The organism is Halomonas sp., from assembly GCF_052095765.1.
Lineage (GTDB): Bacteria > Pseudomonadota > Gammaproteobacteria > Pseudomonadales > Halomonadaceae > Halomonas.
On record NZ_JBQDJZ010000121.1, the window covers coordinates 1 to 6,276 of the forward strand.

The 6,276-nt window shown below is 56.7% G+C and carries 4 protein-coding genes and 1 pseudogene; all 5 read left to right on the forward strand.

The genetic code is table 11. From position 1 onward, the window contains the following. Positions 1 to 114: pseudogene (locus tag ACTH3D_RS12175) on the forward strand (prephenate dehydratase); the annotation flags it as partial. Positions 115 to 116: 2 nt separating this feature from the next. After that, complete coding sequence (locus ACTH3D_RS12180) at positions 117 to 2,423, forward strand: bifunctional prephenate dehydrogenase/3-phosphoshikimate 1-carboxyvinyltransferase (RefSeq protein ID WP_441667395.1); 2,307 nt, start codon at positions 117 to 119, stop codon at positions 2,421 to 2,423. After that, on the forward strand, positions 2,420 to 3,109 hold the full coding sequence (cmk, locus tag ACTH3D_RS12185; protein WP_441667396.1) for a (d)CMP kinase: 690 nt from the start codon (positions 2,420 to 2,422) through the stop codon (positions 3,107 to 3,109). The genes ACTH3D_RS12180 and cmk overlap by 4 nt, the downstream gene beginning before the upstream one ends. A 177-nt stretch (positions 3,110 to 3,286) precedes the next feature. Then, positions 3,287 to 4,963 (forward strand): 30S ribosomal protein S1, encoded by a 1,677-nt coding sequence (gene rpsA / locus ACTH3D_RS12190; RefSeq protein WP_441667397.1) that lies wholly within the window; start codon positions 3,287 to 3,289, stop codon positions 4,961 to 4,963. A 289-nt stretch (positions 4,964 to 5,252) separates the two neighbouring features. Then, positions 5,253 to 5,636 carry a histone-like nucleoid-structuring protein, MvaT/MvaU family gene (locus ACTH3D_RS12195; protein ID WP_441667398.1) on the forward strand — a complete coding sequence of 128 codons (384 nt, stop codon included), beginning with the start codon at positions 5,253 to 5,255 and terminating at the stop codon, positions 5,634 to 5,636. Positions 5,637 to 6,276: the final 640 nt, after the last annotated feature.

Consider the following 6,276-nt stretch of genomic DNA (forward strand, 5'->3'; position numbering starts at 1 on the left):
ATTGATCTCAAGGGCCATCACGACGAGCCTCGAGTAGCGGCGGTGCTTGAAGAAGTCCGCCTGCGCGCTGCCGAAGTGAAAGTGTTGGGCTCGTATCCGGTGGGTGTGCTTTAAGCATGTCTGTCGCCGTCCGCGAAGAGCGCATTCTGATTGTCGGTCTGGGGCTGATTGGCGGGTCCTTGGCTGCCGCCTTGCGCGCTGGCGATTCTGCCAGCGAAGGCCGAGCCGGAGCCGGCGCCTCGTCGGGGAAGACAGGCATTGTTGCCTGCGACCTCGACCCTGATGAAATCGATCAGGGAATCGCCATGGGGCTGATCGATGGCGGTGATGTTCAGCTCAACAGGGCGCTGCTCGAGGGTGTGACCATGGTTGTGCTGGCCGTGCCGGTCATGGCCATGCGGGCGGTGCTGGAAGAGCTGGCGCCACTGCTTGATAGCGCCTCTACCAGGTTGGTAATGACCGATGTGGGGAGTACCAAACAGACTGTCGTCAGCGACGCCATGGACGTGTTTGGCCACTTGCCGCCTAACCTGGTGCTGGGTCATCCTATCGCTGGCTCAGAAAAAAGCGGTGTGGCATCTTCCACACCTGCGCTGTTTGAGGGCCACAAGGTCATACTGACACCCAGTGGCAGTACTGACACCGGGGCCATCACCCGTGTGCGTGCGTTGTGGCAGGCCACCGGTGCCGAGGTGTTGGAAATGGATGTCAGCCATCACGATCAGGTGCTGGCGCGCACCAGTCATCTGCCGCACTTTCTGGCGTTTTCGTTGGTCGATACACTGGCGCGCCAGGATGACCGGTTGGATATTTTTCGCTACGCGGCCGGCGGCTTTCGTGATTTTACCCGTATTGCCGGCAGCGATCCGGTGATGTGGCGTGATGTGTTCATGGCCAACCAGGAAGCGCTACTGGGTGCGCTGGCAGATTTCGAAGCGGGTATTGCCCGGCTGCGCCATGCGGTGGAGCAGCGCGATGGTGATGCCATGCTGGCAACATTGGGTCGTGCCCGTCACGCGCGACACTATTTTGATTCGTTATTGAACCAGTCCAGTTATCAGGCGGAATATAAAATGCAACAACACGGCAAGCTGCGCTACCGGGTCAGCCCTGGTGGTGAGGTGCAGGGGCGCATTCGCGTGCCTGGCGACAAATCCATTTCCCATCGCTCAATCATGTTTGGCGCACTGGCAGAAGGCGTCACTCATATCAGCGGATTTCTGGAAGGCGAAGACAGTCTTGCGACGCTGCAGGCGTTCCGTGAGATGGGGGTGGCTATTGAGGGGCCGGACAAGGGGCGCGTCAGCGTACATGGCGTGGGCCTGTATGGTCTCAAGGCACCGCTTGGTCCGATCTATGTCGGTAACTCAGGCACCGCGATGCGCCTGTTTGCTGGCCTGCTGGCTGGCCAGAATTTTGACAGCGAACTGACTGGCGATGCCTCACTAACCGCACGACCCATGGGGCGGGTGGCCGATCCACTGCGCGAGATGGGCGCGGTGATCGATACCGCCGGGGGCGGGCGTCCGCCGCTGAAAATTCACGGTGGTGCGCCACTCAAGGGCATCACCTACGACATGCCTATGGCCAGTGCCCAAGTGAAGTCTTGCTTGCTGTTTGCCGGCCTGTATGCCGACGGCGAAACGCGGGTGCGCGAACCAGCGCCAACCCGTGACCATACCGAGCGCATGCTTAACGGCTTTGGCTATCGGGTAGAGCGCGACGGCGATACCTGCTGGCTCGAAGGAGGCGGTAAGCTGACGGCGTCGCCCATTGATGTGCCGTCAGATATTTCCTCGGCCACTTTCTTTCTGGTTGCCGCTGCGATTACCCCAGGCTCTGACCTGCTCCTTGAGCACGTGGGGGTCAACCCTACCCGCATTGGCGTGATCAACATCCTTCAGGCCATGGGGGCTGACCTGCGTCTGCTCAACGAGCGCGAAGTTGGCGGCGAGCCGGTGGCGGACCTGCATATCCGCTATGCGCCCTTGAGGGGCATTGATATTCCTGTTGACCAAGTGCCGCTGGCCATTGACGAGTTCCCCGCGCTCTTTGTGGCGGCGGCCAATGCCGAGGGCGTTACCCGGCTGCGCGGTGCTGAGGAGCTGCGCGTCAAGGAATCAGACCGGCTGCAGGCCATGGCTGATGGCTTTGAGGTGCTGGGTGTCGAGCATTGCCTGCTTGATGACGGTATCGATATTGTCGGCTATGGCGAAGGGCTGCAAGACATTGGGCCTCGCTACGGCGGAGGGCAAGTCGACAGCCTTGGCGATCACCGCATTGCCATGTCTTTCACCATTGCCGCGTTGCGTGCATCGGGCGAAATCCTGATTGACGACTGCGCCAATGTGGCCACGTCTTTCCCTGACTTTATTGAGCTAGCTCGACACGTCGGTATGCGTCTTGAGCAGGAGGTTGAATGAGTCAGCAAGCGCCAGTATTGACTGTTGACGGGCCTGGCGGGGCCGGCAAGGGCACCATCAGTCGCTTGGTCGCCGAGCGCCAGGGCTGGCACCTGCTCGACAGCGGCGCACTCTATCGGTTGACGGCGTTGGCAGCGTCGCAACACGCCGTAGCTTTGGATGATGAAGCAGGGCTTGCCCGGGTGGCGGCACAGCTTGATGTCACCTTTAAGACCGGCAGTGATGCTCCCCAGGTGCTGCTTGAGGGCGAAGATGTCAGCGGTGTTATCCGTACCGAGCAGGTAGGTGACGCCGCGTCGCGGGTCGCCACGATGCCGAGGGTTCGTGAGGCCTTGCTGCAGCGCCAGCGGGACTTCCGTCAGGCACCTGGTCTGGTGGCCGACGGTCGTGATATGGGCACGGTGGTCTTCCAGGATGCTCCACTCAAGATATTCCTTACCGCCACAGCCGAAGAGCGGGCCCGGCGGCGCCTTTTGCAGTTGCGGGAGGCAGGGGTGGATGCTAGTCTATCGAGTCTTTTAAAAGAAATTCAGGCGCGCGATGCACGTGATATGCAGCGCAGCGTGGCGCCGCTTGTGCCGGCAGAAGATGCCGTCGAGCTAGATACCACGCACCTGAAAATACCGGAAGTGGTGGATCGGTTGACCGAACTGCTGGCCAATCGCGGTCTTGTGACTGTCACCTGAACTCCCTTGCGGCTTCCTCGGTACGATGTGATGACGTGGCCAGACACTCTGTCTGAAAGTCTGGTCAGGTTGAACCAGCGCTAACATCCCCGAGGGTATTTGAAATGGCCCGCACTTGCTGGTGGTGCGGAGAAAAAGCGGCTTTGCCGCACTCAACGTTGATCACGTAGGAACATCATGAGCGAAAGCTTTGCTGATTTATTCGAACAGTCTCTTCAGGACATCAATATGGAGCCCGGCGCCATCGTCGTGGCGACTATCGTCGACATCGACGGTGACTGGGTTACTGTCAATGCCGGCCTGAAGTCTGAAGGCCAGATTCCGTCGTCGCAGTTCCGTGACGACAGTGGCGAGCTGTCCATTGCCATTGGTGACGAAGTTCACGTCGCACTGGAAGCGGTGGAAGACGGTTTTGGTGAGACCCGCCTGTCGCGCGAAAAGGCCAAGCGCGCCGAAGCGTGGAAGGTACTGGAAGCGGCCTTCGAAAAAGAAGAGATCGTCAAGGGCGTGATCAACGGCAAGGTCAAAGGCGGTTTCACCGTCGATGTGGATTCCATCCGCGCCTTCCTGCCAGGCTCTCTGGTCGATGTGCGTCCGGTTCGTGACACCGCGCACCTTGAAAACAAAGAGCTCGATTTCAAGGTCATCAAGCTCGACCCCAAGCGTAATAACGTGGTGGTATCGCGTCGTGCTGTGCTTGAAGCGGAGAACAGCGCCGAGCGTGAAGCGTTGCTGGCGACGCTGCAGGAAGGCCAGCAGATTCTGGGTATCGTCAAGAATCTCACCGACTACGGTGCCTTCGTTGATCTGGGCGGCGTTGATGGTCTGCTGCACATCACCGATATGGCCTGGAAGCGCATCAAGCATCCGAGCGAAATCGTTGCTGTTGGCGATGAGATCAATGTCAAAGTGCTGAAGTTCGACCGCGAGCGTAACCGTGTATCGCTGGGTCTTAAGCAACTGGGCGAAGATCCGTGGGTCAACATCAAGGATCGCTACCCGGAAGGCACCAAAGTGCATGCCCGAGTCACCAACCTCACCGACTACGGCTGCTTTGCCGAGCTGGAAGAGGGTGTTGAGGGTCTGGTTCACGTCTCCGAAATGGACTGGACCAACAAGAACATCCATCCGTCCAAGGTCGTTCAGGTTGGTGACGACGTGGACGTCATGGTGCTGGATATCGACGAAGAGCGCCGTCGTATCTCCTTGGGTATCAAACAGTGCACCGCGAACCCGTGGGAGACGTTCAACACCGACTTCAACAAGGGCGACCGTGTCTCTGGCACTATCAAGTCGATTACCGATTTCGGTATCTTCATCGGCCTGGACGGTGGTATCGACGGGCTGGTTCACTTGTCAGACATCTCCTGGATTGACACTGGCGAAGAAGCCGTGCGCCAGTTCAAGAAGGGCGATGAGGCCGAAGCGGTTATTCTGTCCATTGACCCTGAGCGTGAGCGCATCTCGCTGGGCATCAAGCAGCTGGATACCGATCCGGTCGCCGAATACTTGGCCGTCAATGACAAGGGCACTGTGGTTACTGGCCGCGTGATCGAAGTTGACGCCAAGGAGGCTCAGGTCGAGCTGTCTACAGACGTCATCGCGGTGCTCAAGGCGTCCGAGATCAGCGCTGATCGGGTGGAAGATGCCCGTAACGTGCTCAACGAAGGTGATAGCGTCGAGGCGCGCATCATCGGTGTTGACCGTAAGAACCGCCAGATCAACCTGTCGGTCAAAGCCAAGGATCAGGACGACACGCGTCGTAATCTCAGCAAGCTGCGTGACCAGGATGTTGAGAATGACGGACCGACTACTATCGGTGACCTGATCAAGCAACAGATGGGTCAGGACTGAGTGTGACTGGATGTTACTGACCGTTTAATACGGTAATGGCGTCGCCCATATGGGCGGCGCTTTTTTTGTGGATAGTGTGCGTTAGCCACTGTTGTTATTTGATTGATATCTTCGCCCGGTGGGCTGAATAGCCTGCTATAACGCTTGATCGCAGTGCAGGCAAAGCAATGTTTCAAACAGCAGGATTGAAGTTATCGCTGTTGTTTTATTAAATAGTCTTGCGAAATATCCTTTTTGGCGTAACAATATGCGCGTAGAGATACATCAATAACTTTTTCAGGAAGACTCAATGTCATCATTGCTTAGTAATTACATGCGCAAAGAGCAGCTTCTCAAAGAGCTGCAGTCTGATCTGGCAAAGCTGGAGAGCGATGATCGCCTGAAGGCTGAGCTTGAGTTCAAATCAAAGCTCGAAGAGCTGATGGTCGAGTTTGACAAGACTGCTAGCGATGTCATCAGCCTGCTTGACCCTAAGCCTTTGGAAAATACCGGTCGTGAAACTGTTGGAGCCCGAAACGCTACACGTCGCCGCCGCCGTCTTAAGGTATATAAGAACCCCCATAGCGGTGAGGTTGTTGAAACTCGCGGCGGAAATCACAAGGTTCTGAAGGCTTGGAAAGATGAGCATGGCCGCGAGACCGTCGAGTCTTGGGTTGTGCGTGTTGAAGACTGATGCCTGATGAGTTGGCCCTGTTCGGCAAGAGATGCCGCAGCCGGTTGGCTACAGTAGGGTGGTAGTAATAAGTGTTGCAACAGTCTGTTCTACTTGTTGTAAAAGCCGTAGCTACTCGCTTTCGGAGTAGCCGGCATGAGGCGGACCAGGTTCTCATGCTCTCTGTTATCAGCCGTTACAGAGGGCAATGCCCAAAGTCAGTGCCAATCCCGTTGCAACCGGGCGAAAAAAGTTTCCTGGTCCACCCGAGTTTCCAATCGGCAAGCAATCCGTAATCAAAGGCGTGTTTCAGCGCTCGTGTTATCCAGCAGATCTTTGTTGCCGCATAAGGGTGATTGTTGTGCTACAGACAGAACCCTGGCAGTCTGCTGACAGCCTGTGCTGGTAGCCTGCTGGTATGTGTCTATACTGGTGGTGATGCGTCGTATCTGTTGCTATAAATAGTATTGGAAATCATCAGAATAAACTTGGCCGGAAAAATAGTTAGTAATTGCTGATTTGTTATATTGTCCTTGATGATAAGCAGCAGCATTGCGCACTGACATCGCTGCTGTATGTATTCTCGCGGAATCTGCTCCGTGGGAGCTTAGCTGGAGTCGTTCTTAAGCGCATGAAACATCACTATACGAAAAAACCAATG